We start from the raw sequence: 20,419 nt of genomic DNA, 5'->3' as shown, positions 1-20,419 counted from the left end.
TCTTAGAATGAGAGGTCAAAAAATATTTGTATATTTGATAAAAATTATTTTGGTTTTACGTTTTTTGGTGTTACGTCTAAGCGTCTCATTTCAATAAAGTGACCATAGTGATCTTTTGTATACCATCTTCTGCCCGAATTTTTATCAACGACAACTCGCTTTGCATCACGAGCTCCTTGCCCATCGTACGGAATATCTAATTCAACATACTGTGGTCTTTTGTTTACTGGCAAACGACTATCACCTACCGGTAAGAATTTTTCAAAATTACCAAAATATCTAGCTTGAGTTAAATCTGCTTTGTCAGAGATACGATACGCTCTATCAGGGACAACTGATTTTACCGGAACTTCAGTAAAACCATCATTATTATTTTGAACTTCTTCTTCAGCTTGTGAAGTTTCTTTTTCTTGTACAGGTTCACTCTTGGATTTTGTTTTTTCTAATGAAGGAAAATCAGCTGCATTATTATTTGGATCAAAATCGGGTCTCACAGTTACTTTAGGCGCTTTATTATTGGCACCTGTTTGTTCAGGAGCTAGCACTTTTTGTTTTGAAACGATCTTGTTTATTGGCTTTGCTGGCGTTGTTTCTACAGGTTTTGTACCACGCCCCGCAGAGCTCCCACTTATACTAGGCTTAGATCCCCCGCGCGAAACAGGAACCTCTGGAACACGAACAGTGGGTATCCCCACTTTTGGCTTAGGAAGATTAGGAATAACAACTTCAAGTGTGGGCTCTTTCGTTGGCCCTCCCGTAAGAATATCTAACGCCGTACCGGTAAATATTTCATCTAAATGGATGCCCCATCCCTTGCCAAGGGCTAAACCTTTTTTATATTTCCAATTGCTGCATATTTGATCGCCTGCTTTGATAAAGGCCGAATCCGTTCGAGCAACTGCCCAAGAAGCAACTGCCACATGTTCAAATTCATCTCCAAAGGAATTTTTACAGGTTTGAATGAGTTCACGACAAACATAGTTCCATCTTATGGTAAATGTCTCTCTTAATTTCTCAAATTCTTCTCTTGCATGAATGGATTCGCGAGATTGTCGCGATAAATGATAATTGTGATGCAGCTTTTTGTCTTGTATTATAAAATTTCTATGAACATCTTTAAAATTATCGTCTGAAATTGTATTGTACCATTTCAGCTCTCTTGAATATAATTTTTCATAATAATCATCTGATTCACTTGCAAAAACTTCATTATTTAATTCTTCATGTACACTATCTTTTTTACGAATATGGTGTTCTGTATGAGGATGTTCGTCATTTTCCAAATTACGAAATCGAAATATTTCACGCGTATTTCTTGAACTTGGTTTTTCATCTTCTTCAAAATGGACTTTGAATCCCGTATGCAGATCATGATTTAAAATTTGTGCAATCCATAGAGATCCTTTTATCCAATAACCATTTTCATCCCGAGGAGCCCAAGTAAACTTTGGATTTGGATTGAGATTTGGCTTAGCCCATTCCCATTTGCTGGAATCATTTTTATTCACACAGAATAAATAGGATCCCAATCCCTCAATATAATAAGGATCCGATTTGGGAGGAGGATTATTCAAACCTGACAAATCTGTAGATTGAGTAGTCAGTAAAGCTTTTGCATTTTGATGCAAAAATGATAAATAAAAAATCATTGCAGTCGTTGCAATAGACTTAAATACATGTTTTATAAACAAAAAACACCTCCTTGTGTTAATTAAACAATTATTATTTTTTACTAGTATAATAAAATTAAATATTGAATTTTAAACAGTATCTAAAAAACAAAGATTACCATTTGCGATTTTTAGTTATCATCAAAATTTTAAAATTAAAAGTACATGATTATTAATTTTTAATTAAATTTAATAATTGATTAAAAATAGAGCAACTAAGGGGTATTGAAATGAGTTTTTGCTGAAAAAATGACAATTTAGAAAATACATGAATTTAAATTTATAAATAGGAAGAAAGTAACAGTACTTCGCCCATACTCATGCCTAATTTTTTAACCACGACACTAGCTTCTGTACCATCCAAGAGCATTTTTTTTGCTTCTGCATACTTCTCTGTTTGAATTTCTTTAAAAATTTCATCAGCAGGTACCGAGGAATCAAACAGTTTTAATATTTTTTGTGCTTTTTTTACGGACACATAAAGATTTTCATTTAAAATCTCAGCATCTTTCATAATTTTTTCGAGCGCCATACTGCGCATATTTAAATTAGAAATATTTGCTTCCAATATAATTTCAGAATGCTTATCGACTTCAAGTAAAACGCTATTTATTTTTTTAGTGACGTCTTCCCACTCGGCATGAGCTTCCGAACCAATCACCATCAATTTATTTAATGTTTCTCCTGCTAATTTTTTTGCTTCACGCACTTCTTGAGTTAAAACAGACTGCATTTCAATTAATTGAGCTCTTTCTGCATCAAGAATAGCAAATTCTTTATCACGCTTTAATTTGCCACTTTTCAGCCATTTTAAGCATGAAAAAAAGAATATTATTTGAAATATGAATAAGACAAATCCAATGCATAATAATAATGCAACGTAATTCATTTATTTATCGCTCCACTATTACCTAAATACTCATTTAATACATTTTCATCAACAGCATCAAGACTTAATATTTCAGTTAATATTTGATATTTTGTTCCTCTTTTTAATATTTCCTCTGCACTTAATACTCTGGAAAGCACCTGAAAATGAGTAGGGGCATCGGTATGGCGATATTCTACTATTTTAGATTTTCTTGACCAAAAATCAGGAATTTCAATCCAAATTCTCAATAGAGTTCCTTTTTTAAGCTCAGATAATGACAAAAATAATACACCCTTGTTTGAAATAGCAATACTCTCTGTGGTCAACATTTTATGAGCCAAATTAGAAATTTTATATTCACAATATTTTAAAGGAATTTTTTTAGTGATTAATTTTAAATCAAAAGGGGTAGGTAAAAGGGATGCGGTTGCGCCCGCCTGGCTGATTTCCTCAATATCATCAATAGTGAGGTTCTTTTGCATAATTTAAAATCTCCGTTAAATTACAGTTGACTTAATTTATCAGAATGAACTGTGACTTACTTAACAAAGATTTTATCAATTTTTTCTTTCATAGTAGCGGCATTAAATGGCTTAACAATATAATTGCTGACACCACTTTTTACAGCTTCCACAATATTATCCTTATCCGCCTCGGCTGTTACCATAAGAAAAGGAAGTCCTTTTATTCTCTCATCCTTATGCGCCCTGACTGATTTCAAAAGCTCGATACCTGTCATGTTTGGCATATTCCAATCACTCACAATAAATTCTATTGCAGGATTAACACCCAAGGTATTTAGGGCGAGCTGTCCATCTTCCGCTTCCACTATATTTTGATAGCCAAGTTGTTTAAGAACACTTTTCACTATCTTTCTCATGGTTGGAAAATCATCTACAACCAGGATGAGAGAATCCTTATTGATTGGTTTATACTTTCCCATTTTAAAAACACTCCTTAATCAATAAACATCATTCCTGCAAAAGGTGCCGCAACTTTAACTTCATCTTCTGAACAGCCTGAGTATGAAGCTGAGACACACGAGATTCTGTAACATCTAATATTCGGCCAATTTCTTTTAAATTTAAGTCCTCATAATAATAAAGACTCAATACTAATTTTTGTTTTTCTGGTAATTCCTCTACTGTTTTCATAATGATATCACGAACTCCCTTATTTTTTAATTGCATAAAGGGATTTTTAGAATTTGGATTTTCTAAGCAGTCGAGTAACGATTTTTTGTCACTTGTATGAGTTCCTCCTAATTCTTCTAAACTCATCATGGAAACACGGGTACGTCCCATACGCTCTTGGTATTCTTCGAGGGGAACTTCTAAATAATCGGCAACTTCACGCTCGGTAGCAGGTCGTCTTAACCTATGCTCAAGTTCTAATTTTGCCTTGTCTTCTTTTTTGTTACTTTCACGCACGCTTCGTGGCACCCAATCCTGATTTCTCAACTCATCAAGCATGGCGCCACGCACACGAAACTCCGCGTATGTTTTAAACTTATTATCCCGACTGGGATCATATTTATCAATAGCATCCATTAAACCTATGACACCCGCAGAGAACAAATCATCTAAATCAATATTTGACGGAAGCCTGGCTGCTATTTTCTGTGCAATATATTTAATCAAGGGAGCATAATCCATAATAATTTGATTACGCATAGGATCACTAGTTAAAGGAACAGCTCTCGTTTGGTTTTGCGGAATTCTTTTTTGTTTTTGCTTTTCATCAGAATCATTTAAAAGTTGTTTCTTTTGCGCTGCTCCTGATAAACTCATTTTGCCTCCAACAAAATCTTTATAAATAAAGTTATTTATAACTTAAAATATCTGGTGTATGTGCTGAAACCATTTTTCTCCAAAAAAACTGCATTGTTCCTTTAAGCTGTCCCACAGTTCCTTGAGTCACAATTTGTCTTGAGATATCTCTTAAGCCTTGTGATGCTGATGAAAATGGATATTTTTGTACATAAGGAACTCTTTCTCTCACAGAATTTCTGACCGATTCATCAAATGGTATGTAACCTAAATAATCGACTCGAACCTGTAAATATTCATCGGAAAGGGACGATATTTTTTCATATATTTTCTTTGCTTCAATATCATTTCTAACCATATTTACAATAAGTTTAAAAGTTTTTTCAGCTGTCATTTGTGATAATATTTTTATACTTGCATAACAATCGGCTAAACTTGTCGGTTCTGGCGTTACAACCATAATCACTTCAGAAGAAGAGGAAGTCCAATACTGCACATTTTTTGAAACACCTGCAGGTGTATCAATAATAACAACATCAAATTCTTCATCTAATGATTCAATTTGATCCAATAACATTAATTTTTGTAGTTTATCTAATTCAGGAACTTTCATAACCCCACTCGACGAAGGAATTACGCGAATTCCTTCAGCACCCGTCATAATAATATCTTTTAAATGCCTTTCTCCACAAAGAACATCATCTAACGTAAATTGGGGTCTTAAATTTAATACAACATCTAAATTTGCGAGACCAAAATCTCCGTCAATAAGTAATGTTCTCATGCCCATACGCGCCATACATAGCCCGAGATTTGCCGTGGTCAAGGTTTTGCCAACACCACCTTTTCCACCTGAAACAGCAAGCACTGTAGGAATTTTTGGTTGATAAATCAGATTTGATGGAACAATATTTTTTTCTTTTTGAGCATTACGCATGAGCTCTCTTAAACTTGAAGCCTGATCAAACACCTGCAATCTCCCTTCAGAAATTCAATCAAAATTGTTTTAAAGTTTTAATAGTCTTTCTACAACACGCTCTTTAGATGCTATTTCAATATCTTCAGGAACTCTTTGCCCAGTCGTAAAGTAACTAAGAGGAATTTTATTTTGAATACTGCTATTTAATATTTCACCAAATGCCCAAGACTCATCTAATTTTGTAAAAATAAGACTCGTTGGCGTTAAAAATTTAAATCCTCTAATTGTTTCATCAATATCTCTTTGTTTCATTGTACATGACATCACCAAATGAAATTCAATGGGCAAAGGAACTTGTAATAGACCTTTTAATGCTTCCATTTGTTCTGATACTCTTGCGCTGCGTCCTGCTGTATCAATAAGAATATAATCATGATTATTATTTTTAGAAATATATTTTATTAATTCATTTTTATCCGATAATTCTGCAAAAGGACATTCTAATATTTTTGCATACACTCTCAATTGATCGGCTGCAGCTATACGAAAGGAATCCATTGAAATTAATTCCACAGATTTCCCATCATTTACCTTTAATTTAGCAGCTATTTTAGCAAGTGTTGTGGTTTTTCCAACTCCAGTAGGACCTACTAAACAAATGACTTTTTTTCTATTTTGATCGGTACGAAATGGTCCTGTTACTTTTAAATATTTAAAAATAAATTTAATTGCAGAGCTTAAATAAAAATCTTTTGCCTTCTCAGGAGAACTAAGTAATTCTTCTTTCGTTTTAGGATCATCTAATGTGATCAACCATGTTGTCAGTTGATTAATAAAACTTTCAGAAACACCTGCACTCCGCAAACGAATCCCAATATCTGTAATATTTGAATTTGCAATATCACTAGATTGTTTATATTTTTCTCGCATAATATCATGTAATAAAACTTTTATCTCTTGCACTTGCTCATTAATATCAATTTGAGGAAGCGCTTCTAATTCCTTTCTAACTTTTAGTATTTCTGATTTTAATACTCCCATTTCTTCTACGGTTTCAGAATTCTCATTTAATTGTGATTTTTTATTAGATTCTGAAGATAAAAGACGATCTTTTACGGGATCTTTATTTAAGGCATTCGCTAAAGATCGCGCCATATTTCTTGTTTCAGGATTTAACTGAGATAGGGTAGGGCTCAATAACGGACTGCGATATTTAGAAGGATCACCCTTCACTACCGTAGTTTCATTCTTAGATTTTACTTTAGGAAAATCTACTTTGGGCAGACCCACCCCTGCCTTTGGACTGATTACTTTCCCTGTCATAGTGGCACTGGGTGTCGCTGTCACTTCATAAATACGACAGTTTTTTTCAAGCTCTTCCGAATATATTTCTTTTTCTTTCGTAGAAAGAATAACAGCATCACGACCCATTTCAAGTTTAACCAGCTTAATGGCATCTTGTAAGGAAAAAGATTCAAACTTTCTAATTTCCATTGTAGACCCTTTAAATCAAAAATTAATCTTTACTCATGCAATCATTTCTAAATTTTTAACCGTAATATCATGAGGAATTTCATCATATGAAAGAACAATCAGTTGCGGAATATATCGTGCTACCAATTTTTGAAATGCTTGACGCATGCGAGCGCTTAAAAGTAACACAGGCTGACTTCCTTCTTTATCAAAGATTTGAATGCCCTTCATCAATTTTTGCAAAATATCTTGAGCATTTTTTGAATCTAAATTTAAATAAGTTGAACCGCTTTCTGTCGTCACAAGTCCTCCAAAAAGAACGTCTTCTATCAAGCGATCAACGGTAACAACAAAAATTTCATCTTTTTCATTTACATATTTTTGCACAATATTTCGTCCTAAACTTTTCCTACATTGTTCTGCTAAAACATCTGGGTTTTTAATTATTTTACAGTGATCTGCTAAACACTCAAACAGGGTAAGAATGTCTCTAACTGACACATCTTCACGAAGCAGGTTTTGCATGACCTTAACAATTTCTCCTAAGGAAAGCCTATCGGACTGCATGACTTCATCTACAACTTTTGGATTTGTTTCTTTAAGTTTGTCAATCAAATATTGTGCATCTTGGCGAGTAATTAATTCAGCAGCATGCTCTTTTAAAATTTTTGTGATATTTGTTGCAATAACCGTTGAACAATTGACAACAGTATATCCTCTAAATATGGCTTCTTCTTTATCGCGCTTGTGAACCCAAATAGCAGGTAAGCCATAAACAGGATCTTTTGTAATTTCACCCGAAATGGGTAATTCAACACCACCAGGATCCATAGCTAAAAAGTAATCCACCATTAAATTCCCAAAGGCAATCTTGTTCCCTTTTAAAAGAATTTGATAACCACCAGGTTCTAATTGCAAATTATCCCGAAGTTGCACTTGCGGAATAATAATCCCCATTTCTTGAGCAAATTGTTTTCGGATTCCTTGAATGCGATCGACAATTTCACCATCCTGAGCAGGATCAATTAAAGGAACAAGACCATGACCCACTTCAATAGCCAGCATGTCGATTTTCATAAGATTGTCTAAGCTATTGATCTCTTTTTCATCTTTTTTCTTCTCATCAGCATCTTTTAAATTTTCATCGGCCTGTTGTCTACTTTGAATCCATTGTGTCGCCATTCTTCCCAAAAAGAATAAAACACCCGACAAGAGAAAAAAGGGTATTTTTGGAAATCCGGGAATAATAGCCAGGAAAAAAATAAGACCTGCGGCAATGTAAAATGCTTTAGGGTGAATGCGAACTTGATTCAAAACCTCAGATCCTAAGTTACCTTCACTTGTTGCTCTTGTTACGATAATACCTGCGGCAGTAGAAATCATTAATGCGGGAATCGCACTAATCAAGCCATCACCAACGGCAAATAAGGTAAATTTTGAAGCAGAATCAGCAGGAGCTAAATTATATTTTAAAACACCAATGGCAAATCCCACGATAATATTAACTATGGTAATAATAATTCCCGCAATGGCATCACCACGAACAAACTTACTCGCACCATCCATGGCTCCGTAAAAGTCAGCTTCTTTTTCTACCGATTTTCTTCTTTTTTTAGCTTCATCTGCATTAATATGTCCTGCATTTAATTCTGCATCAATGGCCATTTGTTTACCAGGCATAGCATCCAAGGTAAAACGAGCAGCAACTTCCGCAACGCGCCCTGCACCTTTTGTAATAACAATAAAATTAATAACCATCAGAATGATAAATATGACGAATCCGACAACAAAATTACCACCAACCACGACTTTTCCAAATGCCACAACTAAATTAGCAACATCGCCATCCGCTCCATTTAATAAAATATTACGCGTAGTAGCAACATTTAAGGACAAACGATATAAAGTTGAAATTAACAATAATGTTGGAAAAACACCGAATTCAAGCGGTTTTGTAATATAAATACTAACCATCAAAATAATAAGTGCTGCTGAAATACTAATTGCTAATAAAAAATCGAGAAAAAATGAGGGCAAAGGAAAAATCATCATTAAAATGGTACCAATAACAACGGCAGCCATCATGATATCAGGACTTCGAGATATAATTCCTTCGGGTTGAAATGCCCCTTTTAACACACCGCTGTCACCTAATGGTGCCTGAGCTTTAGCCATACATTATCCTCAATTTCTATCAAAATATTTTTTACCGCGCATTTGATAAATATAACGAATTACTTCAATAATGGATTGATATAATGAAGGAGGAACTTCTTGTCCTACTTTTACAGTTTTATAAAGTGCTCTTGCCAATGGTTTATTTTCAACAATAATAATGTCATGCTGCTTTGCTATTTCTCTTATTTTAAATGCTAAAAGATCTTGTCCTTTTGCAATAACTAAGGGAGCTGCCATACCTTTTACATATTTAATAGCAACCGAAAAATGTTCTGGATTTGTCAAAATGAAACTGGCTTTAGGAACTTCACGCAAACTTTTTCTCATAACAAGATCGCGCGCCATTCTTTTACGTTGGGATCTTAAAAGAGGATCGCCTTCATGTTTTTTAACTTCTTCTTTTATTTCTTGTTTTGTCATACGCATGTCATTATTAATTTTCCACAAATTATAAAGAAAATCACTAAGTCCAACAACAACACCCGCTATACACATGATAAAAAGTAAATGAAAAATAGAACGCCCTAATTCCCGCATATAATCTATATTACTAAAAAAATAACTTTCACTTGAATTAAAAATTTCGGATTTCAAAACCATATATATAACTCCAGATAGCACAGTACATTTTATTATTATTTTTAAAGATTCTACAAAAAATGCACCACTAAACATACGGGCAAAACCTGAAATTGGATTTATTCGATTAATATCAAAAGTTATTTTTTTCCATGACCAATTAAAACGCGTTATTAATAACCCAATCAAAGATGGAAAGACAGAACAAAAGAAAATAATAAATGTAATATGAGGAAGAATAGGAGAAACGGCATAGTAAACTAATTTAACTAAACTCGAATAATCTACAAAATAAAAAGGAAAACCTTTCCAAGATCTTTCAAAAGTCAAATGAAAACTATTAATAATAGGATTAATAGCAAAATAAAAATAGGCTGTAAAGATGATTAAGGTGATAGCAGCAACGATTTCGCGAGGGTTTGCAATATTTCCTTCTTCACGAAATTGAGATTTTTTCTCTTCCGTCGCTTCTTCACTTTTATCTTGAAATCCTTTGTCTTCCCTACTTTCCATTTTATACCTTATTTTTTATTATGGAGTCGAAGAGGGAACGAAAACACGACGCATGGAGTCAAACCACGCTACTTCTCGCTCCATTCCATAATGTGAAATTAAACTTAAAAATGATGTTAGGCTTAAATACAAAACAATCATTGCCACTGTAAAACTGACGGGAAAACTAATGATAAAAACATTTAATGAAGGTAAAGCTCTATTTAATAATCCCATCGAAATATTAATTAAAATTTGAACCGCAATAAGCGGAGCTCCAATTCTCAAGCCAAGAACAAAAGCTTCATGAGCAATACTTAAAGCTACTTTTGCAAGCGCCGTAGGATTTGCTGTGGGTCCAAGGGGAATATTAATAAAAGACTTAACAAGGCTTTCAATAAATATATGATGAATATTTAAAAGCAATATTAATAAAACAACAATCCAATTTTGAAAAACAGAAAATGAAGATTCATGATCATTTGCGCCAGGGCTAAACATAGATGCCACTTGAAATCCCATATTCACTCCTACCGTATGCGATGCAATTGATACAGCAGAAATAATTAGTTTTGCTGCATAACCAGATGCAAATCCGAAAAAAACTTCACGGAGTGACGACAGGACAATAGTGGCAGCGCTCCATTGCAGCAATAAATCACGTTGATGAATGCGTTCTGTTACAATAGGATAAACAAAAAATGTAAATGCTAAGCCAAGTACAATGCGAAGTTTTATAGGCACTGCTTGCTCGCCTAAAATAGGTAAAAAGAAAAATAATGTTGTAATTCTTAAAAATGCCATCACTGCTAGTGGCCAGGTTTCAGGATCAAGTTTTATGACAGATAAAATATCCATTTAGTATTGTTACCTTTGCCTTGCATACTCAGGAATTTTTTCATAAACATGATGCGTATAGTCATTTAATTTTCTAAGCATCCATGGTGATAAAATAACTAAAACAAGAATCATTGCTGCAATTTTTGGTAAAAAACTTAATGTCGATTCGTTAATTTGTGTCGCTGCTTGAAAAATACTGATTAATAAACCTATAATCATAGCAACACCTAGAAGAGGCAATGATATTTCTACCGTTAAATATAATAATGCTAAAATGAGATCGACAACTTGCTGACTATTCATAAAAATCCCTAGTTAAAACTTTTAATTAATGATCCTGCTAATAAATTCCATCCATCTACCACAACAAATAAAATGAGTTTTAAAGGCAAACTTACAACTGTAGGAGGTAACATCATCATACCCATTGCCATTAAAACACTACTAACAATCATATCTATGACAATAAATGGTAAATACACTAAAAATCCAATTTGAAATGCTGTTTTTAATTCACTAATAACAAAAGAAGGAACTAAAATTCTCATAGGAACATCTTCTTTTGTTGATGGTTTTTCAAGTTTACTCATTTCATAAAATAATTTTAAGTCATCTGTTTTTACTTGTGCCATCATGAATTCGTGAAGCGGTTTTTGACCCACATCTAAAGCTTGTTGTGTTGTAATATCTTTTTGCATATAGGGAACGAGAGCAGAATCATAAATTTTTGTAAGAGTGGGTGACATTACAAAATAAGTTAGAAATAAAGACAAGGCTATTAAGATTTGATTTGGTGGCATTGTGGGAGTGCCAAGCGCTTGCCTTAAAAAGGAAAGAACGATTAATATTCTCGTAAAGGAACTCATCAAAAGCAAAATTGAGGGACCAAAAGTCAGAAGTGTTAATATAGCAAGAACTTTTATGGCAGGAACAAAATCATCTTGATTTTCACCATTGGCAATATTAATTGAAAAAATAGGCATCTTATTTTGATTTAAGCTCAATTTATTTTGTACATTTTGATTTTCTTTTTTCCAATCCTTATCTAAAGCATTTAAATTATTATTAATATTACTAGGAGCTGTTTTTGTTTGTGCATAAGTAGCTGTATAGAAAAAAATGGATATGAGTATAATTTTCAAATAGAAAAAACATCTCATACCATCTCCTTAAAATAGGTGAATAAAAAAATTAATTCAAAGGTTTCATCGAGCGAAGTTTTTCTCTGATTAGATTTGTTACATTTTCTACACTATCAACTTCTTCATCCCTTTTTTTCACTTCTTTTTTACTTTCATTTTCAAATTGATTTGCTAAATATTTTGGGAATGTCTCCGTTTTATTTGAAGAATTAGAGTTCTCTTCTGCAGGCTTATTTTTTCTCTGGTTTAAATTATTTGAATTAATACTTTTTAATGCCTTAAGTAAAATATCTGATTTTCTTTCAGTATTTTTATCATTTTGAGTATTATTAATCTCATTTTTTTGCTCAATTTTATCATATAAATTTTTTTCTTGCTTTGGCAGTAAAAATTTATCACTTATAGGTAGTTGCCTTTTCTCTTGCAAGGATCGATTCACTAGTCCACCACTCACCTCTGTTAAAAAATTGATTCCGTTTTCTGTATTTGATACAACAATTTCTTGATCCCTTATTTTAAGAATCATAATTTGTCTTTTAGGTGAAATGGGTAAAGTTGAAATAATATCCATAACTTTATCTGTTTTAGATATAGCAAATAATCCTTTATTCCTTAGTCTTGTCAATAAATAACCTAATGATGCTAAAATTCCGATAAAAATTACTGATAATAAAAATAATTTCCACAATTCTGATGGTCGACTTGTATTTGTTTGTGAAGAAAAATTTAAACGCTCATTTTTTTTATTTTCAATTTTTTTCGGCGTTTCATTTTTTTCTAATATGTCTTCAAATGATTTTTCTTTAGGTTTCTCATCTAAAAAATTTCTCGATGTTGTGGTTGGTGTATTATTTATTTTTTTTGCAGGCTGACTTTCTGAAATGGGAGAATTTGTATCATCATATTTATAAAATGAGCTTTTTATGTCTTTTCTTACCTGCATTTCATCATTGTTCTTTTCTGGATATTGTATAGGAGGCACTGTTGATTCATAGTTGTTACTTTTTTCTTGAGCAAAAGCAGGGCTAAACAAAAACCCTATATTTATAATCCATAAAAACATTAATTTGTTGCGCATAGAAAAATCCTTTAGCATTTAAAACTCTAAACATTCTCTCCTGAATTTGCCTCATCCATACCGACACCACTCATAACATCGGTGAGTCGAACTCCAAATTTTTCATTAACAACAACGACTTCTCCCATAGCAACAAGCTTATCATTCACATAAATTTCCATGGGCTCGCCCGCCATTTTATCTAATTCAATAACAGACCCCTGACCCAATTGCAGAAGATCATTTACAAGTAATTTTGTTCTACCTAACTCAACCGTTACTTTAAGAGGAACATCCAGAACCATTTTCATTCTTGATAGATCCATGTTTTTCATAGAATCATCATCTTTTACAGAACCACCAGCTGACGCGGCAGGAGGAGCCGCAGCGCCGGCATCGGCAGGAGCCGCATCACCGCCTCCTTCTTCACCACCACCTTCGTCTAATCCAAAATCTTCAGGTCTAAAGCCTTCATTTAAATCGGCCATATTAATAATCTCCAATAATTTCTGTTACCTTAATTGCTTTATTACCCCTAATTATTCCTGGAACACCTCGAAATTTATGAATACCTTCAACTAATACATCCAATGCTTTATCCGCATCCCTATCTAAAATAAGAACATCACCTTTACTTAATTCCATTAAATCTCTTAAATTTATCCAGCAGCTGCCCATATTGCAGGTTAAGTTAACGCTCGTTCCCATAAGCTGCGTTTTAATGCGATTGATCCAAATATGATCCACTTCCAATTGCTCATTTTGAAATCCAACACTTAATTTTGATTTAATTGGTTCCAAAGTAGAGTAAGGAAACACAAGTTTTATAGATCCACTCATTTTTTCTAGTTCAACATCAAATGCTGTTGAAATTACAACGTCACTTGGTGGCACAATGGCAACAAATTGAGGATTAATTTCTGTACGAGAATATGTTATTTTTAATGGAAAAACTGGTGCCCATGCTTTTTCAAGGTCATCTACAGCAGACATGACAATGCGGCGTGCTACTTTAATTTCAATTTGGGTAAAATCTTTTCCTTCAATTTTTGTATAAGGAACATCAGATCCACCGAATAAGCTATCAACTAAAGCATAAAGTAACTTACTTTCAATCACCATCACAGCGGATCCACGCAAAGGCTCTAGTCTCAGAATATTTAAACAGCTAGGCAAAGGTAACGAATTCATAAATTCGCCAAACTTAATAGGTCCTGAACTATTCACACCAATATTTGCGACTTTTCTCAATGCAGCGGAAAGAGATATGCGAAAAAGACGAATAAATCGATCGTGAATAATATCTAACGTGGGCATACGACCACGGATAATTCGATCCTGATTTGCTAAATCATAGTGGACAATCCCAGACGCATCTTTTTGTCCACCATCGCCTTCTGTACGTCCATCAGAAACAGCATTTAATAAGGCGTCGACTTCATTCTGGCTTAACACCTGATCCATTTAGTTACTCCACAAAAAATTCTGTAAAATAGACATTTTGAACCGGTCTATCTGTGACTTCATTTATTCTGTTTAATATTTCTCTTCTTAAATTTTCTTTGCCTTCTTCAGATATCAACACAATACGCGTTTTTGTTGTTACGGCTGTTATGACAATATCCTTTAATTGAACTTCTCTTTTTTTAAGTTCAAATCCCTGCATTTCACCGCCTCGATATTCAATGGCGACACCAATGCGAATAAATCTATTTTCAATGGAATTTCCTAAATTTAAATCCATTCTCGGAATAAGGAACGTATCACCAAAGTTTGCTGTTCCTTTAGGCTCTTCTTTTTTGGCTCCGTTTGCTGCAGGAGCCCCGTGATCGTCTTTCTTAGGTTCGTCTTTCTTAGGTTCGTCTTTTTTGCCTTCATCTTTTTTAGGTTCGTCTTTTTTGCCCTCATCTTTTTTAGGTTCGTCTTTTTTGCCTTCATCTTTCTTATGATCATCTTTTTTTTCTTCCTTTTTATCATTTGCTGCACCATGTTCGTCAGGTTTTGCATGGGGATCCGCTTCTGGTTTTGCATGGGGATCCGCATTCGCCTCATGCCCCGTTCCTTGGGCAGCCATTTCAACATGTTTTTTTCCAGATATGGTCTTAAATATGAAAAAGCCGCCCACCCCTAATGCCACAAGCAACACACCACCTATTCCCGCAAAAAGAACGAGTTTGTTTTTCTTTTCTACTTTTGCAGTAGGATCAGCCGCTTTTTCATCCTTTTTAGCATCTGCTTTTTTTTCTTCATTTTCAGCCATAAATAATTCCTAAGCTCAAAATCGAAAAGGGTGAATTTTTTATTGCCTTCTAGCTTTGAGTTTGCCATAAAATTACTGAGCAGGTTTGTTCGTTATGTCGCATAAACTATCGGCAATCTTTTCCAGAATATGCAATATCTGCCTGTTATTGAGGTCTTAAATTATGGAATTAAAAGAATTTGCTGAAGTTATTTTATTTGGGACAAATATTGCTCACGACAAACTTTTGAACCCAAAAGTACTCACTGATGAACAATCTTATCAGGCAATTATTGCACCTAAAGTACCAGGACGTCCGATAGGACTGCAATTTAATGAAAATATGTTAGAAAAAAAAATTTCATTCCCCAATCAACATCAGCTCGACAATGAAAAGCAACGCGGCTACGTTCTTCACTTTTTCGCAAATCATGAACTTCTTGCTATGGAAATCATGGCATTAGTGTTACTTTTATTCCCTAATGCTCCTAAAAATTTTCGCATGGGTGTTGCAAAAACAATTCTCGAAGAACAGAAGCATATGTCATTATATTTAAATCGAATGAATGATCTGGGAGTTCAATTTGGTGAAATTCCTGTAAATGATTTTTTTTGGAATTGCCTTTCCACTATGAAATCTCCCCTCGATTTTGTCACAACAATGAGTATGACATTTGAGCAAGCAAATATTGATTATTCACTTTATTACAAAGATCTCATGAATAAAATCGGAGACAAAGTAACAGCGAATATTTTAAATATTGTTTACCAAGAAGAAATTGGGCACGTAAAACATGGTGTGACTTGGTTTAACCGCTGGCGCGATAACAGCAAATCAGAATGGCAATCCTATGTTGAAGCTCTAGAATTTCCCTTAACTCCCGCACGTGCAAAAGGTATAATTTTTGATATGAATGCGCGCAAAGTGGCGGGCCTTTCTGAAGACTATATTATGCAACTCTCTGTATTTTCTTCTTCAAAAGGCCGCCCTCCCTGCATTTATTATTTCAACCCCGCCTGTGAACAAGAGATAGCAAGAGGAGCAATTGGTTTTACCCCTACAAAATCTATTTTAAACTTGCAAAATGACTGCTGCTCTTTAATGCAATTTATTTCCACAAAGGATGACATTGTATTAACTTCCCAAAGACCAAGTCTGCCTTTTTTAAAAAAACTCCAAGATTGTGGTTATCATCTTCCAGAATGGGTGTTGTTGCATAAAAATAATTCGGATATAAAAAATATTTCTCAAAACTATATTAGCAATTTGCAACCCTGGGGATGGAGCCCAGAAAGTACAAATATTATGAAATCATTTTTGCCTAAACTCATTGGTAAAAATGTTTTTTTAAATGAAATATTTAAGGAAGAATTTTACCTTCAATATATTAAATCTCTTTATTCGAAAGAAACAGCCGCTAAATTAATCATAAAATTAAAAATTGATTTGAAAAATATTGAGTTTTTATTACCCGAAGATGAAGATTTACCTAAAATTTCAATCGACTTAAATTCAGTTGACTTAAATATCAAATACTTTTTAAATCGCAGAAATTTTAGAACCGTAGTACTTAAGGCTCCCTGGGGTTGTTCAGGGCAAAATATGCTGAGAGTCCAGACACATGAACTCGGAACGCCAGATAAAAACTGGATTCTCAACATATTAAGAGAACAAGGCGCACTAATTGTTGAACCTTGGTTTGAAAAAGTGGTCGATCTTTCCTATCAAGCAAAAATTTTAGAAAATAAAACAATTATTCCCATTGGAAGCACCCGTTTTTTAACGGATCTACGTGGACAATACAAAGCTACATTTCTTGGCAAAAAAACCGATGATTTATCCTCTGAATTAATGAAATTCATATACAATAATTATGAAAATTATTCTGGCATTGAAGAAATTTTAAAAGCAACTTCAATACTTGTAGGTGAATATTTAATTGCTAGTAAGTATGAAGGTCCCTATGGGATTGATGCTTTTATTTATAAAGATGAAAGAGCACAACATGGCTACCGCCTAAAGTTTTTGTCGGAAATAAATCCTAGATTTACTATGGGAAGAGTTGCTCTAGAAATTGGAAAAAGAATTCAAACAGGAACTTCTGCTATTTGGGCACATCTCAGAGTAAAAGATTTATTAAATGATAATTTTAAATCTTTGAAAGAATTTTCTGATTATATTGAAACTCATTTTCCTATTAAGCTTTCAGAAAAACCGAAACCTCTTATTCAAGAAGGGATCCTATTTACAAATGATCCCACTCTGGCAACTTCTGTCATCACTGTTCTTATTGTAGGCAAAAAAGTCCTTCACGACTTTACAAAACTGACAGGAATTGAAATAATTAAATAATATTTTTATTGATTTATTAGTTCTATCTTTTACTTTATTCTGGTGAATGTAACTTGAAAAACTTAATCAGAAAGATATCAAATAAAATTAAATCCTTCAAAAGAAGACCTCATTCAAGAGAAATATTATTTATTTTAAATAAAAATATTTTTTTTAAGAAATTTGAATTGATTAATCGAGAAACAATACATATTTTATTCAATAATAAAATATTTGAAAAATCGGCTCAACTTACCTATATTTCAATTTTATCAATCGTACCCTTACTCGCCATTATTTTTACCTTTATTCATGCCATTAATGGTTTCAATAGTTTATTTACAAAAGTCATTGAACCCTTAATTATGAAGCACTTTGGCAGTAACGCCGGAACAGAAATCACTAATTATCTTCAAGCTATTATTCTAAATTTAGAGCTTAAAGAATTAGGAGTCATTTCATTTCTTACTTTTTTATTTACTGTAGTTTTATTAGTATTTAATATCGAAGATACAATTGATGAAATCATGGAATTTAAAAACAAGATGACTATGTTTAATAGAATTTCAAAATGCTGGCTCATTATTACTGTAACACCTTTTTTATTTACAGTAGCTCTTGTACAATCGGATAGTTTTTTAAAATTATTTACCTTATATGAATTTAAAATATTTGATTCTTTCACAATTAAAATAATTCGAGAAATTATTGGCTGGACTTTCCAATGGCTGTTTTTTATTTTCTTATTTTATATTATTCCAAGTAATAAAGTGAGATTCAAATCGGCATTGTGGGGCGGTCTGGCCGCAAATATACTATTTGAAATTTTGCAATATGTGAACTTATTAATTGCAAAAAGAACTTTGTCTACCGATCCCAGTCACATTTATGGTTCCGTTCCTATTATTGCTGTCTTATTTTTTGCCTGGATTAGATTAATTTGGGTTATTATTCTAGTAGGAGCTTCCTACACCATTTCAACTCAAAAAATTCTTTACCATAAAGAATATAAAACACTCAAAATATTTCCCAGCAAAGGCTTTATAGATTGTCTTGGCGTCTACAATTCCATTAAAAATTTATACAAACGCCAAAATATACCATCAACTGAATTTTCAATTATCAAAGAAACAAAAATCAATAGACATGAAGTGGAAGGATGGCTACGCTATCTTATAAGTAAAAAAATCATATGCTTGCTAAATAATGATTTAAAAAATCCATTATATATCCCAACATATCAATCTATAAAAGAAGAACAAAATGAAGATTCTTTTTTAAAAAACCTATTACTAGAAGACTCTCAACATCACAATCCAGAGTATCAACATATATTGGAAGTTCTGCAATCTGAAAAAAAATGACTTACTTTGCTTCCGATATTTTTACTTGCAAATTTTTAATTTTAAATTTTGCTTTTTTTAATACTTCTTTTTTATTTTCATTCACTTCAACATGAGTAAAGTTATCAAAAATAAATATATTACCAATATCTTCCTTAGTGAAAGAAAGTTCATTGATAAAAGCGCCTAAAATATCTCCTGGGCGCATTTTATCTTGCTTGCCTTTATTCACATACATTTTAATAAAACGAATTCTATTTGTTTGCTCATTTTCTGAAATTTTATGAGATTTCTCAGATACATTATCTGAATGATAATTATATGATTTTGCAGAAATTCCAAGTTCTTTCATCATATTTAGATAATATCCCAAGTTCTTTTCTTCACATAATGCAACCGATACGCCCGAATTCCCCGCACGCCCTGTGCGCCCTGAACGATGGATATACTCCTCATTCGTATAAGGAATGTCATAATGAATAACTATCGGCAATTTGGAGACATCTATACCCCGAGATGCAATATTTGTGGCAACTAGAAACTTCAAATTTCCTGTTTTAAAGTTCCGCATAATACTATTACGATGAACCTGCCCCAACTCACCTGTAAGAGCCTCTGCTTGAAAGCCTTCTTTTTTCAAAGATTCTGCTAACTGATGTGAAGTTTCTCTTGTATGGCAAAAAATGATCCCCTTGTTAACATCATTTTTTTCTGTATTTTTCAATAATTTTTTGAGCGTATTATACTTTTCTTCTTTATGAGATGTCATATAATAATGAGAAATTTGAGCTGCTAGTTGATGATCATCACTCTGGTTTGATTCGATATCATTTTGCACAGTCATATACTTTGCATTTTTTAATATCATCTTCTCAATTATAGATACTTTTTCATTCTTTGTTGCAGAAAATAAACCTACCTGAATTTCTATGGGCAGATAATTACATATTTCTTCTACTTGATCGGAAAAACCCATACCTACCATAATATCAGCTTCATCTAAAACTAGATTTTTTAAATGATTTAACGAAATGGCATCACGCTCTAATAAATCAATGATTCTTCCAGGAGTCCCAATAATAACATGAGGTTTTTTTGAGAGTTCCTCAATTTGAGCCCCTATTGGAGTTCCTCCAAATGCCGTGCGCACTAAAATATTTTTATTATCAGTAGAATAAATTGCACTTGCCACTTTATTTGCAACATGAGCAATTTGATTCCCAAGTTCCCTCGTAGGAACTAAAATAAGAGTTTGATGCTCACGCTCTTCGATATTTATTTTTAAAAATAGCGGCAATATGAAAGCCAATGTTTTTCCAGATCCTGTTGGCGCAAGAGCAAAAACAGAATTATTATTATAGATTGGCTCTATGCATAATGTCTGAATTTTAGTTAATTTCTCGATTCCTAAAATTTCTAAATATTTTGCTAGCTGCAGGGATTGATTGTTCATATTCCGTTACTTTATTTAAAAGATCAAAAAAAAAGCCTCCGACTTTTCGGAGGCTTAGAAAT

At 33.1% G+C, this 20,419-nt stretch carries 18 protein-coding genes and 1 pseudogene; 2 read left to right on the top strand and 17 right to left on the bottom strand.

Going from position 1 to position 20,419, the window contains the following annotated elements; all coding sequences use genetic code 11:
* Nucleotides 1-44: 44 nt before the first annotated feature.
* The 16 genes and pseudogenes from AXG55_RS01785 to AXG55_RS14770 all read right to left on the bottom strand — a co-directional run bounded on the left by AXG55_RS01785 (nt 45) and on the right by AXG55_RS14770 (nt 15,250).
* On the bottom strand, nt 45-1,691 hold the full coding sequence (locus tag AXG55_RS01785) for a ribonuclease domain-containing protein (protein ID WP_148696438.1): 1,647 nt from the start codon (nt 1,689-1,691) through the stop codon (nt 45-47).
* A 259-nt stretch (nt 1,692-1,950) separates the two neighbouring features.
* On the bottom strand, nt 1,951-2,559 hold the full coding sequence (locus tag AXG55_RS01780) for a hypothetical protein (protein WP_148696437.1): 609 nt from the start codon (nt 2,557-2,559) through the stop codon (nt 1,951-1,953).
* Entirely contained in the window at nt 2,556-3,023 is a 468-nt protein-coding gene (locus AXG55_RS01775; RefSeq protein ID WP_148696436.1) for a hypothetical protein, read from the bottom strand. Before AXG55_RS01775 ends, AXG55_RS01780 begins: the two co-directional genes overlap by 4 nt.
* Nucleotides 3,024-3,079: 56 nt before the next feature.
* Nucleotides 3,080-3,484 carry a response regulator gene (locus AXG55_RS01770; protein ID WP_148696435.1) on the bottom strand — a complete coding sequence of 135 codons (405 nt, stop codon included), beginning with the start codon at nt 3,482-3,484 and terminating at the stop codon, nt 3,080-3,082.
* 28 nt (nt 3,485-3,512) lie between these two features.
* Nucleotides 3,513-4,331 carry a FliA/WhiG family RNA polymerase sigma factor gene (locus tag AXG55_RS01765; RefSeq protein ID WP_233231302.1) on the bottom strand — a complete coding sequence of 273 codons (819 nt, stop codon included), beginning with the start codon at nt 4,329-4,331 and terminating at the stop codon, nt 3,513-3,515.
* Between the two features lie 31 nt (nt 4,332-4,362).
* Complete coding sequence (locus AXG55_RS01760; protein WP_148696434.1) at nt 4,363-5,280, bottom strand: MinD/ParA family ATP-binding protein; 918 nt, start codon at nt 5,278-5,280, stop codon at nt 4,363-4,365.
* 36 nt (nt 5,281-5,316) lie between these two features.
* Entirely contained in the window at nt 5,317-6,723 is a 1,407-nt protein-coding gene (flhF, locus tag AXG55_RS01755) for a flagellar biosynthesis GTPase FlhF (RefSeq protein ID WP_148696433.1), read from the bottom strand.
* Nucleotides 6,724-6,756: 33 nt separating this feature from the next.
* Complete coding sequence (gene flhA / locus AXG55_RS01750; RefSeq protein ID WP_148696432.1) at nt 6,757-8,877, bottom strand: flagellar biosynthesis protein FlhA; 2,121 nt, start codon at nt 8,875-8,877, stop codon at nt 6,757-6,759.
* A 9-nt stretch (nt 8,878-8,886) separates the two neighbouring features.
* Nucleotides 8,887-9,972: an EscU/YscU/HrcU family type III secretion system export apparatus switch protein gene (locus AXG55_RS01745; protein ID WP_148696431.1), complete on the bottom strand. Its 1,086-nt coding sequence runs from the start codon at nt 9,970-9,972 to the stop codon at nt 8,887-8,889.
* An 18-nt stretch (nt 9,973-9,990) separates the two neighbouring features.
* Nucleotides 9,991-10,809, bottom strand: a complete 819-nt coding sequence (locus AXG55_RS01740) for a flagellar biosynthetic protein FliR (protein ID WP_148696430.1) — start codon at nt 10,807-10,809, stop codon at nt 9,991-9,993.
* 9 nt (nt 10,810-10,818) lie between these two features.
* Nucleotides 10,819-11,094 (bottom strand): flagellar biosynthesis protein FliQ, encoded by a 276-nt coding sequence (fliQ, locus tag AXG55_RS01735; protein WP_148696429.1) that lies wholly within the window; start codon nt 11,092-11,094, stop codon nt 10,819-10,821.
* 8 nt (nt 11,095-11,102) lie between these two features.
* Nucleotides 11,103-11,951 carry a flagellar type III secretion system pore protein FliP gene (gene fliP, locus AXG55_RS01730; protein WP_148696428.1) on the bottom strand — a complete coding sequence of 283 codons (849 nt, stop codon included), beginning with the start codon at nt 11,949-11,951 and terminating at the stop codon, nt 11,103-11,105.
* 31 nt (nt 11,952-11,982) lie between these two features.
* Nucleotides 11,983-13,011, bottom strand: a complete 1,029-nt coding sequence (locus AXG55_RS01725; protein WP_233231301.1) for a flagellar biosynthetic protein FliO — start codon at nt 13,009-13,011, stop codon at nt 11,983-11,985.
* A gap of 26 nt (nt 13,012-13,037) precedes the next feature.
* Nucleotides 13,038-13,289 (bottom strand): annotated as a pseudogene (fliN, locus tag AXG55_RS15105) (flagellar motor switch protein FliN); the annotation flags it as partial.
* Between the two features lie 190 nt (nt 13,290-13,479).
* Nucleotides 13,480-14,454, bottom strand: a complete 975-nt coding sequence (gene fliM / locus AXG55_RS01715) for a flagellar motor switch protein FliM (protein WP_148696425.1) — start codon at nt 14,452-14,454, stop codon at nt 13,480-13,482.
* 4 nt (nt 14,455-14,458) lie between these two features.
* Nucleotides 14,459-15,250: a flagellar basal body-associated FliL family protein gene (locus AXG55_RS14770; protein WP_233231300.1), complete on the bottom strand. Its 792-nt coding sequence runs from the start codon at nt 15,248-15,250 to the stop codon at nt 14,459-14,461.
* Between the two features lie 163 nt (nt 15,251-15,413).
* On the opposite strand from AXG55_RS14770, the gene AXG55_RS01700 reads away from it, so the two are divergent.
* Nucleotides 15,414-17,582, top strand: a complete 2,169-nt coding sequence (locus tag AXG55_RS01700) for a DUF455 family protein (protein ID WP_148696422.1) — start codon at nt 15,414-15,416, stop codon at nt 17,580-17,582.
* Between the two features lie 167 nt (nt 17,583-17,749).
* Nucleotides 17,750-18,925 (top strand): YihY/virulence factor BrkB family protein, encoded by a 1,176-nt coding sequence (locus tag AXG55_RS01695; RefSeq protein WP_233231299.1) that lies wholly within the window; start codon nt 17,750-17,752, stop codon nt 18,923-18,925.
* A 1-nt stretch (nt 18,926) separates the two neighbouring features.
* Here AXG55_RS01695 and AXG55_RS01690 read toward each other — a convergent pair whose 3' ends face one another.
* Nucleotides 18,927-20,357, bottom strand: a complete 1,431-nt coding sequence (locus tag AXG55_RS01690) for a DEAD/DEAH box helicase (protein WP_148696420.1) — start codon at nt 20,355-20,357, stop codon at nt 18,927-18,929.
* Between the last annotated feature and the right edge of the window lie 62 nt (nt 20,358-20,419).

The organism is Silvanigrella aquatica, assembly GCF_001907975.1.
Lineage (GTDB): Bacteria > Bdellovibrionota_B > Oligoflexia > Silvanigrellales > Silvanigrellaceae > Silvanigrella > Silvanigrella aquatica.
Note: the sequence above shows the minus strand (reverse complement) of the source record. Positions and strands in the feature narration are given on the sequence as shown.